Here is a 19,088-nt window from a genome sequence, read left to right as displayed (position 1 = left end):
GAGAGTAGGTCGCCGCCAACTTTATTTTGTGCGCTCGGGCCCCGGCCCGCGTCCCTACCCCAGGGATGCGGCCGGGGCCCGAGCCATTACAAGGCCCTGCACGCGCCCTTCTTGCCTAGTACTCTCTGTGCCTGACTATGATTGCTTGCTGCTTGGTTAAGCTCTGGTCTGTATAAGCTAAAAAGCCCAAGAACTATCTGGTTCTTGGGCTTTTTAGCTTATACAGACCTTATTGATGCGGACCAGCTATTACTTCAATCATGCCCTCAGGAGAAAGGTACTGCTGAGCTAGTATACGCAATTGGTCGCGCTTAACAGCATTTATATTGTGCAAGAAATCTTCGTAATACGTGGCTGGTAGATTGAGGAATACTAGCGACTTGTATTTATCACACTGCTCAAAAACTGTACTGAGTTCGTTAGCAAATTTCCCAAGCATGTAGTTCTTCACGGTTTGCAATTCTTCTTCAGGGATAAGGTCCTGTTGAAGTTGAGTTAGCTCATACCGTATTTCTTTCATAGCTGCTTCTGTACTAGCTGCGTTTACATCGGTGCCGATGACAAGGCTAGTGGCGTGTTCCCGAAGGCTGACACTAGCATGTATACCATATGTGAAGCCTTTGTCCTCTCGAATATTTTTCATTAGACGAGAACCGAAGTATCCGCCTAGCACTTTAACTAATACTTGTAACGGATGATAGTCTGGGTGGGTAGGGGCCACCCAAAGTCGCCCAATACGCAAAGAGGATTGTAGGCTATCAGCGACAACCACCTGATCTTGCAATGGAGCAGAAACAGGCGATAGAGGGGTGATTACAATAGGAGCATCTGTTTGCGCTTGAATCTGACCAAACAAGTTGGCGATGAGTTGTTGCTGCGCACTGTCTATATCACCGCAGACAAATAGCTCAGCAGCTGACATGCGATAAGCTGACTGATAGAATGTCCTTACCGCTTCTACAGGAATTTTTTGGAACAACTCCTCTTCAAAAGTGACACCATACGGATAGGTGGGACCGTATAGATTACGCGAAAATCGCTCACTGGCGAGGTAGTTGTTCTTCTGCCGCTCGATGCGCACATTCTGAATAGTGCGTGTTTTCAGTAAGTCAAATTCTGGCTCAGGGAAAACTGCTTCCGTTGCTACATCTAGTATAAGCGGAAGTAGTTGCTCGAGGTGACGGGTGAGGCAATACAGTGTAAGAGTGGCGCGGTCGAAGCCTTGCTCACACTCCAGAGAAGCGCCATAAAAAGCCACCGTGTCGGCTATTTGGCGGGCGGTACGGGTATGTGTTCCCTCTAACAGCATACGGGCTGTCAGCAACGAAACACTAGGGCCAGATTCGTACCATTTGCCTGCTGGAAAAACTATTTGCAGCCGTACAACAGGTTGAGCACTGTTACGCAGAACGTGTAAGCGGGCACCATTGGGGAGCGAAAGCACGTCAGCCGCGGGCAGCGTTACACTGGCCAGCGGCTGAACGGGAGGAGCGACGGTACGGTCGAGCATGAAAACGGATTAGTTGTTGGAGGGACCGAACGCTTCTTCGGCCTTATTAAAGTTAAAGTGTAAGGATACGCGAATAGTTTGAGCTAGGGGATTTTGGCGGCTATTTGGCACTAGATAAGCGCCATCAACACCGAAAACCTGGTAGCGGATGCCTAAGCCAAAGCTCAGATACTTTCGGTCACCCTTTTCTTTGTTCTCGTACATATAACCTACCCGTGCAGCTAGTAGATCGTTATACCAATATTCTACACCGGCAGAAAGACGAACCTCCTGTAATTCTTCCTTGAGGCCACCAGGAGCATCCGTAAATGAACTGAGCATACCGCCTACAACTCCTTTGGCGCGACGGTCAGCATTTGTTTGGTTGATGCGCTTGCCTATGCTAGGTTGACCTAGTGCTGTAGTTGTATCGCCTTGTATATAGTAGGGCGATGGCACAAGTAGTTTATTAGCATCAATTGTGAACGTAATCTTGTTGTAAGCGTCCAGTTCACGCGTCAGAGCTGCGCCTAGCTTCAAGTTAGTGGGCAAGAAGTCGGCTTGTGTGGCGTTGGTATAGGTAATTTTATTGCCGATGTTGCTGATAGCAGCACCAAGGCCCAAATTATATTGACCCGCGCCAATAGTCAGGTCTTTATTGTAGTAGGCGCCTAAGTCAACAGCAGCCGCGTTGGCAGGGCGGGCGTCGAAACCATCGCCGGTGAGGTTGGAACGAATAAAACGTGCCGAAATACCTACACCGAAGTTGTCGCTCAGCTTTTGGCCATAGGCAACCGAAACGGCATATTCTTTCGGGTTATAATTACCTAAATCGCCATTGTTTGAATCGCGGAACTGCACCTGGCCTAAATCGAAATAAGATAGAGAGCCTGATATAGCTGCCCGCGGATTGAGGCGTGCGTAACCGGAGAGGTGGGCAATACCCATATCATCGGTGATGCCCCGCAACCAAGGGGAGTACGAAGGAGAAACGCTATAGTTGAAAGGTACGAAGCCCAACTTACCGGCATTATAGTAGGCCGCATTGGCATCGGGGCTAAGTGCTACCCCGGCATCGCCTAGTGCCGCCGAACGTGAGTCGGGGCTTAGGGTAAGGACGGGCACTGCCGTCGTGATGGTTTTATTGGGGTCTAGCTGGGCAGTAGCCGTGCCTGCCAAGCCCAGCAAACCCGACAGGAAAAAGAAGCGCAACGGCGTCTTAGACTTAAATGACATACAGAAGAGGAGAAGTGAGCCGGTAAGGAAGTGAAAACAGAGTGGGAAAGGACTTAGTTAAGAATAACCAGCTTCTCAAACTTTGAGGCAGTGGCACGGTCGCGCATAGAACGTACACTTACGCGGTACACGTATACACCGCGTGCAAGTTGGTCATTAAATTCGTCGCGGCCATCCCAAGAGAGAGCGGCCAAGTGCGACTCGCTACCGAGCACAGTGGTTCGCAAAGTACGCACCAACTTCCCCGATACCGTAAAAATCTGTACCTGAATGTCCAACTCATCGCCGGTGCGGTTGTGGTCGAAATGGAAGGTGGTGTTTTGGGAGAATGGATTGGGATAGTTGAGGACGTGTTGCAGGGCTAACTTTTCGGTGCTGGCCGCAATAAACTCAATTTCTTTTTCACCAGAGTTGTTAAATGTATCCCAGGCCTTCAGACGTAGCAGGTGCGGACCCGTGGTCAGGTCTTTAAATAAGTAACGCACTTTGCCGGACTGAAACTTGTCGACATCAGCCGTGTAAAAATCGTTGAGGATAACCAGTTTGCTGGCGTCGCCATCGAGGGTAGCCGTGATTTCGTGACCGATGCCCGAGCCGGCCGTGTTGATGCCGCTGGAATCGGCCAGGTGCGCCAGTAGGGTAGGCGAAGTGCCCGTGAGGCCGCCAAACACAAACGATTCATTGTCCATGAACAATCGGATGGTAGGCGGAATGGTATCCAAGGTAGCCGTGGCATCGAGGCCACCTACTACCGTGCGAGTGGCGCCGTGGGCATCCAGGCGGCGCACGGAGTCGGCGGCGTAAAAGCTGATTTTGCCCAAGCCGTAGTTGTAGTTAATATCTTTTGGGACTACAAAACGCAGGGAAAACTGCCCGTTGCGTACGGTTGCTTGGCCATCGTACAGAATATTTTCCTGTACTTGAATGGGCTGCGGTCCGTCCGTAGGTTCGCTGCCGAGCGTCCTGATGGTTTCGGGCTTCTCGAATACCGTTACGCGTGTAGTTCCATTAAAGCTGGCATTAACGGTTCCTCCTACTCGTACATCACCCACCAGTTGCACCCGCGACAGGGATTTAAGCGTGTCGGTGGGGGTGGTAGTGAAAGCGTGGCCGTTGATGGAGCGCAGGGTTACGGTTTGTTCGGGGTAGGCGAGGCGGCCGGATGGGTCGCCCAGGAAGGAGAAGTTGCGGTTGTAGACCGAGCGGACACTATTATTCTTGGTTTCAGCCAGAATGTCGCCCATGCGAGGTAAGGCGCCATTGATAGGTGTGAAAGCCGCCGCGTAGAAGGACTCGGCCAGCGCTTGGTTGTTGTTGGAGAATACTAGGCGAGTGGTAGTCAGTAGGCCCACGGCGCCGCCTTCAACGTTGGTCAGCATTTCTTCGCCAGCTGAGGTGCGGTCGGGGTCGTCGTAGGTGCTGAAGTCGCAGGTGGCGGTGAGCAGGAAGGCGAGGCGCTGCCGGTTTTGCAGGGCCTGGATGGACGAGCGGTTCAGTATCTGCTCATCGGCCCACCCCTCGGGGCCGCCGTGGCCGCTGTAGTTCATGATAAGCGTGCCCTGTTCCAGCGACTCATCAATGGCCTGCTCGCACGCCGGCGAGCTTTGTCCAGCTGACGCCGTGATTTGCGGGTACATGTCAAGGTAGACCTTGTGCACGTTGTAGGCTGGTTGGTTGACGACCAGTGCATTGGCCAGTGGTTCGGCTGAATAAAGCGTGTGCAGATTATAATCGCCATCGTCGGCCACAAAGGTGAGGCGGTTGCGCCACTTGCCGTAGGTAGTCGGGTCATCGTACCGAATTAGCTTACTGACGGTTAGAGCAGCCGTATTCGTACCAGAAGACACTCGCACTGGGAGGCGTCCTACCCCTATATCCATCAGCTCATCTGTGGCCGAATAGCTTTCGTTCAATTCGCCCTCGTCATCATCGAGCAAGCCAAAATAGTCGTCGGTGGAAAACGTGACGCCCTGCTGCCCGCTGCGGGGCGCCACTATGGCAAACGACTCGCGCGACTCGTACACCGGCACATAATTTTGATTGGATTGGTCGGGGTTGGGGTTGGTAACGGTTAATGTGCGCGGCTCGAGGTAGTAGCGCGATTTCCACCAGGTAGGAGCTTTGGTGAGGTCGTTGGTTGGATCGGATTTGTAGTCGAACGAGGCATCGCCAAACAGCAGCAAGAAAAGGTGTTTGCCGCCAGGGGCGCGGTCGTAGACCTGCTTCATCAGGTCTCGGATAGCGGTAATGTCCTGCCCGCCGAAGCTGTATTCGTTGTAGACCTGCGAGGTAGTGACTACCTGCACTGTGAGGCCATCGTGTGTGCGGCGGTGGGCAGCAAGGCGCTCGGCTTCGCTCAGAAACGATGGGTGCGTGACAATTACCAAATCGGTTTTGCCATCGAGGTTGAGAGCGTGCAGGTTCTGGTTGCCTACCCGCCCAAACAGGCGCGGCGTGTATAAGTCTGCTTCCTGCCAGGCCACAAACTCCCGCAGCGAATCGGTGGGGGCCACGAAGCTGCCGTTGCTGAGGGGGTAGGCCACCGGGCGCCCCGGGTGCGTCACGTCCCATACCGTGGCGCCGCCTGCATTATCAACAGCGAAGCGGCTGACTGCCCGCGGGGCAATGTTGCTGAACGAGCGGAAATCGAGCTGGCGGCCGCTGCCCACGTAGCGCAACTGGCGCTGGGTGTTCAGCTCTATGTAGTCGAGCCAGGCGCGGGCATTGGCATCAGTGCTACTAAAGGTATACCGTATGCGCGTATCGGCAGCTAAGGAGGTTGGGGTAGTAGATAGTGTTGTGAGAGCCGTATTGGCGCGCTCGGGGTAGGAGGAAGCCGAACGGCCTAAAACGGATTGTATACCGACATTCTGCCCGTTGAGGGCCAGCTGCACGGTGCTTGCCGAGCCGCTAGAGGCAGCCACCGACGATGTAAGCTGTACTACCGCGCCTGGTACTGCATTTGGTACTACAAACGGAATTTCCAACGCACCTCTTTCCAAGGGCTCGCCCAACCACTGCCGGCCCGACTTCTGAATATTGACAATATCTCGCTCGTAATAGTCGCGGTGGGCGAAGGTGGTGATGGTGGCGTTAGGCGTGGCCGTAGTGGTAGCCGTGGTAAGTCGCCGCCCCGCGCCGGTGCCTACTGTCACAAAATAGTAAGCCGTATCGGTGTACAAGTGCTGTATGTGGCGAAAGCGCGGGATAGTGGCCGTGGGGTCTCGCTCCCACACGTGCGGACCGCGGGAGTAGAACGTCAGGTATTCGTTGTCATCGAAAACCGCGTCGGCATTTCCCACAAAACCCAACGCTAGTTCCTCTAAGTCGGCGGGGCGGGGGGCGCCGTTGAGCTGGGGCAGCATGCCGCCGACTGCATTGCCAAACACTTGAATTCGGCGCGGATCAGTGCTTTGTGCACTAATGCCCATGGCTGTCAAGGCTACTTTATCGAGCTTATACACACCGCTTTCTGGTACCCCAATCTTATACCATACGCCTTGGCGAAGCACAGAAGCTGAGACGTGGTTGCGCTGGGTACGCGACGGTCGGTTGGCGGTAGCGCCTGCCCCGCTCAGCACGTAGCGATAGTCAAACGAAATCAGCTTTTCAACTTGACCCGATTGGGCATTGCGGCGCACTGCGGGCAGGTCTACATAGGTGATGGGCTGACGATTGGCTGTCCCAAATCGGAGGGTAGGGCCAGCCGGAAAGGTGGCACCTTCGAAGGCACGCGCATCGGTAGCTATAAAAGACTCATACACCGCGTTTTCTATCTGCCCCTCGCTCACCCGGCCATTGATACGCAGGGTATACAACCCCGCTCGCGCTCCTGGCTCATACGTGGCGCCCCGAAAGGTAGGCACGCGGCTTTCCTGACCGTTGGGGCTAGTGAGGGTGGTATAGCCCTGCCAGGTGAGTTGCTGCGAAAGAACCGTCTGCGCCTGGCTCGGTACCAATGCGACCAACACCAGCAAGCACGCGAGCAAAAGCAGAGTAGAAAAGCGCATAGAGGTTCGAATCAAACAAAGAGCAGCATAGGTGGGGGAAAACGCAGGTGAAACACACCCGGCGCCCGCCCGGTTCAGTGGGCAGTGTAGGCAATATGCATAACAGCAGCAGCTCCCGGAGTATTGTGTACTGGTAGTATCAGGCTCCGCTTGGTGCTGGCCGTGCTACGGATAGCAAAACGTATAGCAAAATAATGAGCGGCACGGCGGCAGCCTGCAAGAAAAAAAGCAGCCCCACTGCCAAACCCAAAAATACAAATCGTAGCGCATTACCCGACCAGCCAAAGTGCTTGAACTTAAGCGCAAAGAGTGGCAGCTCGGCTACCAGCAACCCCGACAATAGCGCAGTGAGAACCAGCAGCACCCACGGATTAAGAATGAGGTGCGCCAGGTTAAATCGGTCGTCGAGGAGAATGAGGGGAAGGGAGGCCACCACCAGCGTGCACGCAGGGGTAGGCAGACCAATAAAGGAGTCGCTCTGGCGGGTATCGTTGTTGAACTTGGCCAAGCGCAAGGCCGAAAACACCGTGACAATAAAGCCCAGGTAGGGCAGCCAGTCGGGCAGATCGGTGCCGCCGCGCGTTAGCAGTTGCATTAGCATGGCGCCCGGTACTACCCCAAACGATACCATATCGGCCAGCGAGTCCAGGTCTTTGCCAATTGGCGACGACACGTGCAGGGCGCGGGCCAGCAGGCCATCGGCAAAGTCAAACGCTGCTGCCAGCGCCACGAAATAGGCCGCTAAGTCTAGCCGTCCGGCAAAAATCTGGCTAACAGCCAGGCAACCAGAAAACAAGTTGAGACAAGTAACTGCGTTGGGAATATGTCTTTTCATACAGAGGGTCTTGGGGTCTTGGGGTCTTAGTTTGTTGGATGAAGCTTCAGGTATTTAAGCTGAACGTCAACCAAGCCCCTAAGACCCCAAGATCCTACTTCAAAAACGGATTGGACTGGCGCTCCTCGCCAATGGTAGTGGCGGGGCCGTGGCCGGGGTACACCACCGTTTCGTCGGGTAGGGGGAGCAACTGCGTGCGGATGCTGTGCAGGAGCGTCGCATGGTTGCCGCCAGGCAAGTCCGTACGGCCAATGCTACCCCGAAATAGCACGTCGCCGCCGATGACAGTGTGGGTAGGCGCGTGGTAGAATACCACGTGGCCGGGCGCGTGGCCCGGCGCAAAGCGTACTTCCAGCTCGGTTTCGCCAATGCGTACTACCTCGCCGGGCGTGAGCGTGCCCGTGGGCTCGGCGGGAGAATAGGCCGGAAAGCCGTAGTTGGCCGCATAGGTAGGCACGGCGCGTAGCACCGGCAAATCGGCCTCGTGCAGCAGGTAGGGTACTTTATAGGTGTCGATGACAAACTGATTGCCCAGCACATGGTCGATGTGGGCGTGGGTGTTCAGCAGCAATATCACCTGTAGGTTCTCAGTCTCGATGTACTCACGAAGCGCCTGTTGCTCGGCGCGGTCGTAGCAGCCGGGGTCTACGATGGCGCACTGGCGCGTGGCTTCATCGATGAGCAGATATGTATTCTCCGAAAAGGCGTTGAACGTGAAGCCGGCAACTAGCATAAAGTAAAGAAAAGAAACTAGCGGGTACTGGATGAAATTGGGGAGGTAAGTTACAAGAGTTGACGCGAACCGAAGCCCGCCACGGCTTGTTGTGGGCAACCATCCGTACCTAACGCCAGCAATTTCGCGTTACTTTACCTCTGCATGACAACCTATGACTACCTGCTGATTGGGCACGGCCTGGCGGGGGCTACCCTGGCCCATACCCTGCGCCGGCGCGGCCGCACGGTGCTGGTCTACGACCCCGGCCACCCCAATTCAGCCTCCAACGTAGCAGCCGGGCTGATTAATCCCGTGGCCGGCAAGCGTTTCGCGCTGGCTTGGAAAATAGACGAGCTGCTACCCGCTGCCACGGCTTTTTACCAGGCAATAGAGCAACACTACGGCGACACGTTTTTCATCCAAACGCCTATCCAAAAGCTGTTTTCGTCGGTAGCGGAGCAGAATACCGTGGTAGCCCGTAGCGCCGATGTGCCGTGGCGGCACTACGTAACGGAGGTAACCGGCGCCCTACCGCCGCTGCCAGGCGTGCGGCAGGAGTTTGGCGGCATTCAGATTCAGCACGGCGGCTACGTGCGGCTGCGCGAGCTGCTGGCTACGCTGGCGCAGGAAGCGCTGGGGCAGGGCTGGCTGCGTCAGGAAGTGTTCGACTGGTCGCAGTTGATGTTCGATGCCGACGGCGCTAGCTACGCGCCCGGCCAGGTACGGGCCCGGCAAGTGGTGTGCTGCGAAGGGGTAGGGGCTACGCAAAATCCGTATTTCAACTGGCTGCCGCTCACGCCCAACCAGGGCGAGGTGCTGGATGTGGCGTGTCCCGGCTTACCCGAAAAGCAAGTGCTTAACAAAGGTGCCTACGTGGTGCCGCTGGGCGAAGGGCAGTTTCGGGTGGGTGCTACCTACCGCTGGCCGCCGTTTGCAGAGGGCATCACGCCGGAAGCCACTGCCGAGCTGAGTCAGCGCCTCACCGATATGACCACGCTACCCTTCACCATCAGGGCCCAGCGGGCTGGTGTGCGCCCCGCCGTGCGCGACCGAAAACCCTTGCTGGGACGACACCCCGAACTGCCTATTTTGAGTATATTTAACGGTTTCGGCTCCAAAGGCGTACTGCTGGCGCCTGGGCTGGCCGTCCAGCTGGCTAATTACTTGGAAAATAGTGCTTCCGACCTGTGGCCGGAGGTCAATATTTCCCGATATCACGCGTTGTATACAGCCGCCCCGGCGGCCGCTGCTTTTCCTTCCTGAACTCTTCTTTCTGGTTCCTATATGAAGCACTATTCCTTACTGTTACCCCGCCGGGTAGGCCGGTTGCTGGGACTTGCTGTGCTGCTGTTATCGGGCTCTTTTTGGGCGGCTCCCTCCACTGCCGTGGCGCAAACTGCGCAGGAACCATTTGGGCGGGTGCGCCTGCAATACAAGAAGTTTGACTGGATGCAGCTGAGCACCCAGAACTTCAACATTTACTACTACGCTGGGGGCGAAATTGCCGCCCGCCGTGCCGCTGAGTATGCCGAGAAGGAGTTGCAGCGCATTACCTCGCTCATCGGTTACTATCCCTATTCCAAAACCACCATCATGCTCTATAATTCCGTGGGCGACCTGCGGCAGAGCAACATCGGGCTGGATCAGGACAAGTACCAGATGGGCGGCGAGACCTCGCTGTTGCGTATGACCAAGGTGCAGATTGCCTACCAGGGCCAGCAAACGCAGTTTAAGCGCGATGTGAGCTACCAAGTAACCCGCGTGCTGCTCAACGATATGATGTACGGCGGCTCGCTGAAGGAAGTGCTGCAAAGCACCTACCTGCTGCAGCTGCCCGACTGGTTTATCGGTGGGGCTTCGGCCTATGCTGCCGAGGGCTGGAGCGTGGACATGGACAACTACATGCGCGATATGACCCGGCAGTACGAGGGCACGCGCACAGCGCCTTTTTTCCTGCGCAACCCGCAGCTGGCCGGCCAAAGCATCTGGAACTACATCGCGGAGCGCTACGGCTACACTACCATTCAGAACATATTGAACCTCACACGTATTACGCGCGATGTGGAGGTCGGCATTAGCTCGTCGCTGAATGTGCCATATAAGATTTTTCTGCGCGACTGGCTGCAATATTATCGTCAGCTGAATGCCCAGCCTCAGACAGCTTTCGTGCCGCTGAATGAGCAGGCGCAGTTGACTTCGCGCAACAACCGCAAGTCGGTTATCTACTCGCAGCCAGTGCTCAGCCCCAACGGCCAGCGGCTGGCCTACGTGGCCAATGAGGGCGGCCGCTACCGCGTGATAGTGTTGAACCGCGACGGCTCGCACCGCGACGTGATTCACCGCAACGGCTACAAAACGCCCGACCAACAGGTGGAAACGCGCCTGCCGGTGCTGGCGTGGCGGGGCAACAACCAGGTAGCTATTGCCGAGATGGACAAAGGCTACATGACGCTGCGCCTGCGGCAAGCGGGTGGTGGCGGATTCGCCAACACCTGGGAGCGTCTACTCGATGCCTTACCCTTCCGGCGGCAGGAAGGGTCCATCTTCCGGCAGTTTACGCAAGTGATGAGCCTGGCTTATTCGCCCGATGGCAAGTCGTTGGTGTTCAGCGCTGCCCGCGATGGGCAGAACGATTTGTACTTGCTGCGCGCCGGCAACCGCCGGCCTGAGAAACTGACCGACGACGTGTTTGACGATGTGGAGCCTGCTTTCCTACCCAATGGCGAGGGCATTGTGTTCAGCTCCAACCGCTGGCTCGATACCACGGGCACGGCGCGGGGTGATTTTAGCTCCGTGGTCAACAACTACGACCTGTTTCTGTACCACCTCGATGGCCGGCCTCAGCCCATGGAATCCTTAGTGAGCACCATTTCCAACGAAGGCACTCCCCGCGCTATTTCTGACTCGGAAATACTGTATCTGGGTGAGGAAAGCGGGATTCGGAGCGTGTACCGGCTCAATCTGGCTACCCGGCAGCGCACGGCCGTCACCAGTTTTCCGGTTGATATCCGCAGCTTCGACTACAATGTCACGACCAACGCGCTGGGCTTCGTTACTACCGACCGCGCCCGCGACGCCGTGTTTCTCTACCCCAACTATCCGCTGCCCGAGGGCGTGAAGCTCTACAAAACAGCACGGCAGGAAACGCTGGAAGACCGCTCGCGGCCCAAGCCGGCCCCTGTGCGCCGGCCGGTAACGCCCGCTGCCGTGCGCCCGCCCGCCCCGGCTGCTACCGACTCTACGCTGGCCGTGACGGCTCCTACCGCCACACCCGACACAAGCCGCACGACGGCACCCGTGGCTGCTACGCCAAGTGCTACTGCACCGCGCCGCAACCAGCAGGTGAATGTGAGCGACTATAAATTTGACGAAGACATTCCAATGTCGACGGCGCGTACCAATCCCGCAAAGCGCTGGCGTACGCCCTCGGCCACAACCAAAGCTCTGACGGCCGCGCCAGCCCCACCTCCAGCCAACGCGCTGGCCATCAATGGCCCCTACCGCTACGACAACCGTTTCAGCATCGACAACGTGGTGTCGTCGCTGTACGTGGACCCGCTGTTGGGCTTTGGCTTGATTGGGCAGGCCAATATGTCGGACCTGTTCGAAAACCACCGGATTCGGGCCAGTATCTTCGCGCTTACTGATTTGAAAACCAGTAATATGTATGCGGAATACACCAACCTGACGCATCGCTACGACTGGAGCATTCGGTATCAGAAGCAAGCATATTTCCTGAACGTGCCGGACCGCTCGGGCTACCTCACGCGCTATGGCCGGCACGAAATTGCACCTACCATTGCCTACCCCCTTACGCACAACCTGAGCGTGCGCGGTGGGCCGAGCTATGTAAATGTTAGCCGACTGGTGCTGAACGACTTGCCTGGCGAGGCAGATGTCAGCCGGAGTTATCTGGGCTTCAACGGCGAGCTGATCTTCGATAATGCCATTGCCACAGGCGTGAATATGCTTCAAGGCACGCGCATGAAGATCGGCTACCAAAAGCTGACCAGCATGGATAACAATGACTTGAACCTGAGTAATCTGTACGTGGATTTGCGCCACTACCAGAAAATTCACCGGTCTATTATCTGGGCAACGCGGGTGAGTCATGGGCAGTTCTTTGGCCCTGCGCAGTCGGTGTATCGCTTGGGTGGTATGGACAATTGGTTGAACAACAAATTCGAGAACGACCCGGCGTTGCCCCAAACCCAGCGCCTGCAACCCTCTACTGTTGCCTCTTCCAACTACGATCCTACCCAACTGTTCTACCAGCAGTTCGTGACCAATCTGCGGGGCTTCAACTACAGCAAGCGCAACGGTCCGAAATATATTCTCTTCAACACCGAGTTGCGTGTCCCCATCATTCAGTACCTCTCGAATAAGCCTATTTACTCTGGCTTCTTCCGCAATCTGCAGCTGACGGGCTTTATCGATGGGGGCTCGGCCTACTCCGGCGTCAACCCTTTCAACACCAACAACTCCTATAACACGCAGGACTTCGGCGGGAGCGGCAACGCCTTCTCCGGTACGGTTACCACCTTCGGCAACCCGCTGCTGATTGGCTACGGCGGCGGTATTCGTACCACTCTTCTGGGTTTCTACGGTAAAGCCGATGTGGCCTGGGGACAGGAGGACTACAACCGCTCAGGACCGAAATTCTACTTCACGCTGGGGTACGATTTCTAGGGTCTAAACGCAGGCAAAGGCCTAGCAAAACAGCCGCCGCGATACATCGTGGCGGCTGTTGTTTTTAAGAAGAATCAGGAGCAACTAGCATCTTTGATGGTGATGGATCTGCCTACCCTAAGTTCGCGTGCCGTATCTTTGCGGTCCGTTTTCTACCCCGCTTCCCATGCAGCTCGTTCGTGAGATTGGCTATCTGATGCAGAAAGACTTTCGTCTGGAATGGCGGCAGCGTGCTACCCTCAGCGGCATGTTGCTGTACGTGGGCAGCACCGTGTTCGTGTGCTACATCAGCTTTGCGTTGCGCGGGGGCGAACTGCCAGCACCCGCCTGGAACGCGCTGTTCTGGATTATCCTGCTGTTTACAGCCGTGAATGCCGTGGCCAAAGGCTTTTTGCAGGAAAGCCGCGGCCGACAGCTCTACTACTATGCGCTGGTGCGGCCGCAGGCCGTGATTCTGGCCAAAATCGGTTACAACGTGCTGCTGTTGCTGGGGCTGGGTGGGGTAGGGTTTGCGTTGTACGCGCTGGTGCTGGGCAACCCAGTGCAAGACGTGCCGCTTTTTCTGTTGAATATGGCGCTGGGGGCCATTGGGTTTGCCTCCACGCTCACGCTGGTATCGGGCATTGCGGCCAAGGCCACCAACAGCCACACGCTCATGGCCATTCTGGGCTTTCCCTTAATGATTCCGATGTTGCTGCTGCTCATCAAAGTTTCTAAAAACGCCCTGGATGGGCTGGAGTTCGATGCCAGCCGCAGCTCTTTGCTCACGCTGGTAGCGCTAAATATGATTGTAGGGGCCGTTTCCTATCTACTTTTTCCCTTCCTGTGGCGTTCCTAATCCGTGCTCAGCTTTTCATGCAGAATTAATGTTGACTGTCCGGAATTTGTATACTGTTTCTCTTCGTTCACCAAAGACTGCGGCCTTCGGGTATAGCAGCAAGTAGCTTATGAAAAACAATTGGTGGAAAGGTCTGGCCGTGGTGCTGCTGCTGTATGTGGCGGTGGCGGGCCTGCTGATGCCGGTGCCCCGGCTGGCAATCCTCAACGAGAGCATTCGCAACCTATACTTTCACGTGCCTATGTGGTTTGGCATGACGGCGGTGCTCACGGCCTCGGTTTATTACTCGGTGCGCTACTTGCGCACACCTACCCCGCAGCTGGATATTCTCTCGCACGAAGCCGCCAAAACCGGCATTTACATGGGTTTTGTGGGGTTGGCTACGGGTAGCATCTGGGCCAAATACACTTGGGGCGCGTGGTGGACCAACGACCCCAAGCTCAACGGCGCCGCCATTGCCATGCTCATTTATGGCGCCTACCTGGTGCTACGCTCGTCTTTCCAGGACGAGCAGCAGCGCGCCCGTATTTCGGCCATCTACAACATCTTCGCCTTTGCAGCGGCCATGCCGCTGTTCTTTATCCTGCCACGCCTGACGGCCTCGCTGCATCCCGGCGCGGGCGGCAACCCAGCGTTTGCCAAGTACGACCTGGACAGCAACATGCGCTTGGTATTCTATCCCGCCGTGATTGGCTGGACGCTATTAGGATTTTGGCTGGCGCAACTAGCTAGTCGTGTGGCCTTTCTCAAACAAAAAGTGTATGACAAACAGCTTGCGTAATATGGGTCTTGGATTGGTGAAGAAAGGTAGGACGATACGGGTAGTTGCGTTGCTTGCTGCACTGCTACTGCCAATACTGCGCGCTGTGGCACAATCACCCGACGAGCCCGAAATGGCTGACGCTCTGCGCCAGAGCGGCAAAATCTACGTGGTAGTAACCGTTATTGCCGTAGTGCTGGCTGGGTTGCTGTTTTTTTTGATTTCGCTGGACCGCAAAATCAGCCGTCTAGAGAAGGAGGTGCGCGACTAGGCGCGCCTCTACGAGCGCTCTTCCACAATAGTTGCCGATTGCGTGCGTACTTTTGCCGCGGGCAACAGATTTAGTCTCATGCTTTTTACGGGTAGGGGACTTTTCTACCCGGCTTTCTTGTTCTGAGTTGCTGTCGCTTTTCGGCAGCGCCGCGTCTTCCGCTTTTTTGCACCCATGAAGAAATCGCACATTCTCATTTTGGCTGTTATCGCCGCCGCCATTGGTATCCTGATGACTACCTCGGCCGATGTCAGCCAGTACGTTTCGTTTAAAGAGGCCCGTGAACTGGCCGCTGAGGGTAAGAACACCAAAGTGCACGTGGTAGGCCGCCTGCCGCGCAGTGGTCAGCAGATTATGGGCCTGGAGTACAACCCTACCCTCGACCCCAACTATTTTGCTTTCACTCTGGTGGACACCAACCGCATCGCTCAACGCGTGGTGTACTTCAACCCCAAGCCCCAGGATTTTGACAAATCGGAGCAGGTAGTGATTACCGGCGCCATGCGCAACGACGTGTTCGTGGCCGATAAGATCCTGCTGAAGTGCCCCTCAAAATACGTGGAGAAAGACATAAAAGGCGCCACGGCGTCTATGTAATGAGTAATGAGCAACGGAATAACGTATGGATTTCGAAAGCGTCGTTTCGCTTCGGATTCCGCGTGTCTTTTCCGTTGTTGCTGCTGCAAGGGGCATTCCACGTTGCCACAGCACAGGTACCCAACGATGACATTGAGCAGCGCCGCGTGCTGCGCCTGAACGAGCAAGTACTATCTACCACAACGGGCTGCACTGTGCAGTGGGCCTGCGTCGATGAAAAGCTTACGGGTAAGTGCATCGAGTACCACAACGACCAGTGGTTCGAGTTCACGCCATCGGTTTCGGGGCGTTACTACGTGAATATCAGCGGGCAAAAGTGCCGCGACACTCGTGGTGTGCAGCTGGTGGTGCTTACGGGTACTCCTTGCCAGCCTGTTACCTACCGGGTACTGTCCTGCACCTCGTTAGGCAGCCAGGACGATGTATTTGTGATGTTGGATAGTCTGCAAGCCGGGCAGCCCTACTTGCTGGATGTGGATGGCTACCTGAAAGACTTTTGCCAGTTTACGCTAGCCGTCAGTCAGCAACCACAAGGCCGCCCTGCCGCCACTGAGCCCTCATTGAGCAGCGTAGTGCCTACCGATGCCAGGGTAGTACGGCTGCACTGGACCCTACCCGACTCTTTGGGTAGCACCACCCGGTTTCAGGTGGTGCGCCGCGAGGCAGCGCAGTTTCGCAGCCAGCCGCTAGCGGCGCTGGAGGTGGGTCGTACCACCTACGGTAGCAGCGACCAACGCTACTCCTACACCGATACGCTCGCCGCGCCCGGCCGCTACCTCTACCAAATAGTAGCCGAAGCGCCCAACAACGCGCCGCCGCTGCTGTTGCAGCAACAGTGGGTGGCCTACGTGCAGCGGATGCCTTCAGCCGCCAAGAAGCAAGCCGCCACCCGGCAGCGAGACTCCCGAACCATGATGCAGTGGCAACGACGGCAGCATCAGGCCCGCCTGAAGCATTTGTATACCACCGAAAAACGAAAGTAGAGCACCCTTCGAGCACTACGCAGCAAGTCTTTTCAACAAACAGTTTATGCTAAACACGTTCATCGGCGACCTGGGACACGCAAGTGTCATTGTAGCGTTTGCGGCGGCCTGCGTAGCGGCCTATTCCTACTACATGGCGGCCAAAGACCAGCCGCTGGGCACTACCGATTTGGGCTGGCAGCGGTTGGCTCGTGGTGCGTTCTTCGTGCACGGGGCGGCTGTGCTGGCCGTTATTGCCAGCTTGTTCGCCATCATCCACGGCCACCACTACGAGTACTACTACGCTTGGAGCCACAGCAGCAACCACCTGCCGGTGTACTACATGATTTCCTGTTTCTGGGAAGGTCAGGAGGGCTCGTTCCTGCTCTGGATTTTCTGGCAGGTAGTACTGGGCTTCGTTCTTATCCGGTACAGCAAGAAGTGGGAAGCGCCGGTGATGGCCGTGTTTGCGGGCGTGCAATTGTTCCTGGTTTCCATGATTCTGGGGGTGGTAATTGGCGACGTCAAGATTGGCTCCTCGCCGTTTATTCTGCTGCGCGACTTCCTGGATATTCCGGTTTTCAAAACGGACCCTAACTTTATTCCCAAAGACGGCACCGGCCTGAATGCCCTGCTCCAGAACTACTGGATGGTAATTCACCCGCCCACGCTGTTCCTGGGCTTTGCTCTCACATTGGTGCCATTTGCCTACGCCATGGCCGGCCTCTGGAAACGCGAGTTGACCGCTTGGGTGCAGCCCGCCATCCGCTGGACGCTGGTAGGTGGCCTAGTGCTAGGGGTAGGGGTGATGATGGGCGCCTACTGGGCCTACGAAACCCTGAACTTTGGTGGCTATTGGAACTGGGACCCAGTGGAAAATGCCGTGTATATCCCGTGGTTGGTGCTGGTGGCTTCGTTGCACGGCCTCATCCTATGGAAGCGTGGTAAAACCGGCCTGCGCACGTCGTTTGTGCTGGTTATTGCCACGTTTGTGCTGGTGCTGTACGCTACCTTCCTCACACGTAGCGGCGTGTTGGGCAACGCCTCGGTGCACTCCTTTACAGACCTTGGCTTATCGGGCCAGTTGTTGATTTACCTAGGTGTTTTCGCTGTGCTGTCCGTGGCGTTGCTGGTAGCGCGCTGGCGCTCCATTCCGGTTTCGGAGAAAGAATTGACTACCTATAATCCGGAACTGTGGGTGTTTGTGGGTGCTACCGTGCTATGCCTGGGCGCGTTTCAGGTGCTGGTTACTACCAGCATTCCGGTGTACAACGCCTTCTTAGGCTTCATCGGCATCAAATCCAACCTGGCCCTACCCGCCGACCAGATTGGGCACTACACCAAAATTCAGCTGTGGATGGGGGTAGGTGTAGTCTTCCTGTCGGGGCTGGCACAGGTGATGTGGTGGCAGAAAAATGATAAGGAAAGCCTCACCAACTCGCTTACGGTGCCGGGCATCCTCACGCTGCTGGGCGCTGCCTTAGTGATTTTGCTGGTGCGCTACAATAAGCTGGAAATGAAACCAGTGTATATCGTGCTGCTCACCACGGCACTGTTTGGTGTACTGGCCAACCTGAGCATGGTGCTCACGCTGCTACGGCGCAAGGTGAGCCTGTCGGGTGGCGGCGTGGCGCACATTGGCGTAGCGCTGATGCTGCTGGGTATTCTGGCCTCGGCCGGCTACTCCAACATTATCTCCGGCAACGTATCGGGCCTGGTGTATTCCAAGGAATTCAACGAGGAACTGAACCGCGACAACGTGCTGCTGTGGCGCAACGAGGGGGCGCCTATGGGACCATATGAAGTGAGCTATACCGGTCAGTATCTTGACGTGCCCGGCGTGCCTGGCTACGTCAACAAAGAGCTGCTATTCCGCACCGACGACGAGTACAAGGCCGTTGCCCGCGGCGACGTGAAACGCGGCGGCAAAGTGTACTACAAGGCTGGCGATACGCTGGAAATTCTGCCCGAGAACACCTACTACCGCGTGGAGTACAAGGAGAAGAAAAGCGGCAAAACCTTCGAGCTGTTCCCCCGTGCCCAGGCCAACGAGGAGATGGGCGGCCTGCTGGCTTCGCCTGATATCAAGAAGTTCTGGGACCACGATATCTACTCGCACGTAAGCGCTACCCCGCCTACCACTGGTCCCGACTGGAGCGAGGTAACGGAGCACGTACTGAGCGTAGGCGACACCATCTACCTCAACGACTACTTTGCAGTGCTGCGTGCTGTGGAACCCGCGCACCAAACGGCTGGCTTGAATTTGAAAGAAGGTGACCTGGCCATTCAGGGCGACTTTATTGTGTACGGTGAAAAGCGCCAGTACCACATCCACCCCATGTTTGTGGTGCGCAACCGCATGGTAGGCCGCGTGCCCGACCAATCGGAAGACCTGGGCCTGCGCCTGACGTTCCTGAATGTAGACCCTACGGCGGGCAAGTTCACCTTCGGTGTAAGCACGGCCCAAAAGGACTACATCATCCTGAAAGCGATGGAAAAGCCTTTTATCAACCTGCTGTGGAGCGGTACGCTGCTGATGGCCCTAGGCTTCGGCATGGCCTTCGTGAAGCGCCGCCGCGACACCAGCGCCACCCTACCCGCCACCGACAACGATGCCAAGCCACTACGGGCACGGCCAGTACAGCGTCCACGCCAAGTGGCCTAACATAGGCCTACTACTCATAGC

13 protein-coding genes are annotated in these 19,088 nt (G+C 56.4%); 8 read left to right on the top strand and 5 right to left on the bottom strand.

Annotated features, from left to right (window positions below; genetic code table 11):
• Positions 1-229: 229 nt before the first annotated feature.
• From H8B15_RS16885 to H8B15_RS16865, 5 genes are all read right to left on the bottom strand, one after another.
• Positions 230-1,510 (bottom strand): M16 family metallopeptidase, encoded by a 1,281-nt coding sequence (locus H8B15_RS16885; protein ID WP_187320823.1) that lies wholly within the window; start codon positions 1,508-1,510, stop codon positions 230-232.
• A 9-nt stretch (positions 1,511-1,519) separates the two neighbouring features.
• Positions 1,520-2,725 carry a type IX secretion system outer membrane channel protein PorV gene (gene porV, locus H8B15_RS16880; RefSeq protein WP_187320822.1) on the bottom strand — a complete coding sequence of 402 codons (1,206 nt, stop codon included), beginning with the start codon at positions 2,723-2,725 and terminating at the stop codon, positions 1,520-1,522.
• A 53-nt stretch (positions 2,726-2,778) separates the two neighbouring features.
• A complete protein-coding gene (gene porU, locus H8B15_RS16875; protein WP_187320821.1) occupies positions 2,779-6,735 on the bottom strand; it encodes a type IX secretion system sortase PorU in 3,957 nt (1,318 codons plus the stop codon).
• A gap of 139 nt (positions 6,736-6,874) precedes the next feature.
• Complete coding sequence (locus H8B15_RS16870) at positions 6,875-7,570, bottom strand: CDP-alcohol phosphatidyltransferase family protein (RefSeq protein ID WP_187320820.1); 696 nt, start codon at positions 7,568-7,570, stop codon at positions 6,875-6,877.
• A 94-nt stretch (positions 7,571-7,664) separates the two neighbouring features.
• Positions 7,665-8,303, bottom strand: coding sequence for an MBL fold metallo-hydrolase (locus H8B15_RS16865; RefSeq protein WP_187320819.1), 639 nt, complete (start codon positions 8,301-8,303; stop codon positions 7,665-7,667).
• 144 nt (positions 8,304-8,447) lie between these two features.
• On the opposite strand from H8B15_RS16865, the gene H8B15_RS16860 reads away from it, so the two are divergent.
• From H8B15_RS16860 to ccsA, 8 genes are all read left to right on the top strand, one after another.
• A complete protein-coding gene (locus tag H8B15_RS16860; RefSeq protein WP_187320818.1) occupies positions 8,448-9,548 on the top strand; it encodes an NAD(P)/FAD-dependent oxidoreductase in 1,101 nt (366 codons plus the stop codon).
• A gap of 21 nt (positions 9,549-9,569) precedes the next feature.
• Positions 9,570-12,974, top strand: coding sequence for a TolB-like translocation protein (locus tag H8B15_RS16855; protein WP_187320817.1), 3,405 nt, complete (start codon positions 9,570-9,572; stop codon positions 12,972-12,974).
• A gap of 166 nt (positions 12,975-13,140) precedes the next feature.
• Positions 13,141-13,812, top strand: a complete 672-nt coding sequence (locus H8B15_RS16850) for a heme exporter protein CcmB (RefSeq protein WP_243900279.1) — start codon at positions 13,141-13,143, stop codon at positions 13,810-13,812.
• Between the two features lie 109 nt (positions 13,813-13,921).
• Positions 13,922-14,593 carry a cytochrome c biogenesis protein gene (locus tag H8B15_RS16845; RefSeq protein ID WP_187320816.1) on the top strand — a complete coding sequence of 224 codons (672 nt, stop codon included), beginning with the start codon at positions 13,922-13,924 and terminating at the stop codon, positions 14,591-14,593.
• Between the two features lies 1 nt (position 14,594).
• Positions 14,595-14,843, top strand: a complete 249-nt coding sequence (locus H8B15_RS16840; protein WP_187320815.1) for a CcmD family protein — start codon at positions 14,595-14,597, stop codon at positions 14,841-14,843.
• Between the two features lie 174 nt (positions 14,844-15,017).
• Positions 15,018-15,440 carry a cytochrome c maturation protein CcmE domain-containing protein gene (locus tag H8B15_RS16835; RefSeq protein ID WP_187320814.1) on the top strand — a complete coding sequence of 141 codons (423 nt, stop codon included), beginning with the start codon at positions 15,018-15,020 and terminating at the stop codon, positions 15,438-15,440.
• 62 nt (positions 15,441-15,502) lie between these two features.
• Entirely contained in the window at positions 15,503-16,423 is a 921-nt protein-coding gene (locus H8B15_RS16830) for a hypothetical protein (protein WP_187320813.1), read from the top strand.
• Between the two features lie 46 nt (positions 16,424-16,469).
• Positions 16,470-19,067 (top strand): cytochrome c biogenesis protein CcsA, encoded by a 2,598-nt coding sequence (gene ccsA / locus H8B15_RS16825; protein WP_187320812.1) that lies wholly within the window; start codon positions 16,470-16,472, stop codon positions 19,065-19,067.
• Positions 19,068-19,088 lie beyond the last annotated feature (21 nt).

Source organism: Hymenobacter citatus, assembly GCF_014333615.1.
Lineage (GTDB): Bacteria > Bacteroidota > Bacteroidia > Cytophagales > Hymenobacteraceae > Hymenobacter > Hymenobacter citatus.
This window is presented reverse-complemented; position numbering and strand designations above follow the sequence as displayed.

Excerpts from the sequence above, each read along its gene's own strand:
- H8B15_RS16885 (WP_187320823.1), bottom strand. The coding sequence starts at position 1,510 with ATGCTCGACCGTACCGTCGCTCCTCCCGTTCAGCCGCTGGCCAGTGTA.
- porU (WP_187320821.1), bottom strand. The coding sequence starts at position 6,735 with ATGCGCTTTTCTACTCTGCTTTTGCTCGCGTGCTTGCTGGTGTTGGTC.
- H8B15_RS16850 (WP_243900279.1), top strand. The coding sequence starts at position 13,141 with ATGCAGCTCGTTCGTGAGATTGGCTATCTGATGCAGAAAGACTTTCGT.
- ccsA (WP_187320812.1), top strand. The coding sequence starts at position 16,470 with ATGCTAAACACGTTCATCGGCGACCTGGGACACGCAAGTGTCATTGTA.
- H8B15_RS16845 (WP_187320816.1), top strand. The coding sequence starts at position 13,922 with ATGAAAAACAATTGGTGGAAAGGTCTGGCCGTGGTGCTGCTGCTGTAT.
- H8B15_RS16855 (WP_187320817.1), top strand. The coding sequence starts at position 9,570 with ATGAAGCACTATTCCTTACTGTTACCCCGCCGGGTAGGCCGGTTGCTG.
- H8B15_RS16865 (WP_187320819.1), bottom strand. The coding sequence starts at position 8,303 with ATGCTAGTTGCCGGCTTCACGTTCAACGCCTTTTCGGAGAATACATAT.
- H8B15_RS16840 (WP_187320815.1), top strand. The coding sequence starts at position 14,595 with ATGGGTCTTGGATTGGTGAAGAAAGGTAGGACGATACGGGTAGTTGCG.
- H8B15_RS16860 (WP_187320818.1), top strand. The coding sequence starts at position 8,448 with ATGACAACCTATGACTACCTGCTGATTGGGCACGGCCTGGCGGGGGCT.
- porV (WP_187320822.1), bottom strand. The coding sequence starts at position 2,725 with ATGTCATTTAAGTCTAAGACGCCGTTGCGCTTCTTTTTCCTGTCGGGT.
- H8B15_RS16870 (WP_187320820.1), bottom strand. The coding sequence starts at position 7,570 with ATGAAAAGACATATTCCCAACGCAGTTACTTGTCTCAACTTGTTTTCT.
- H8B15_RS16835 (WP_187320814.1), top strand. The coding sequence starts at position 15,018 with ATGAAGAAATCGCACATTCTCATTTTGGCTGTTATCGCCGCCGCCATT.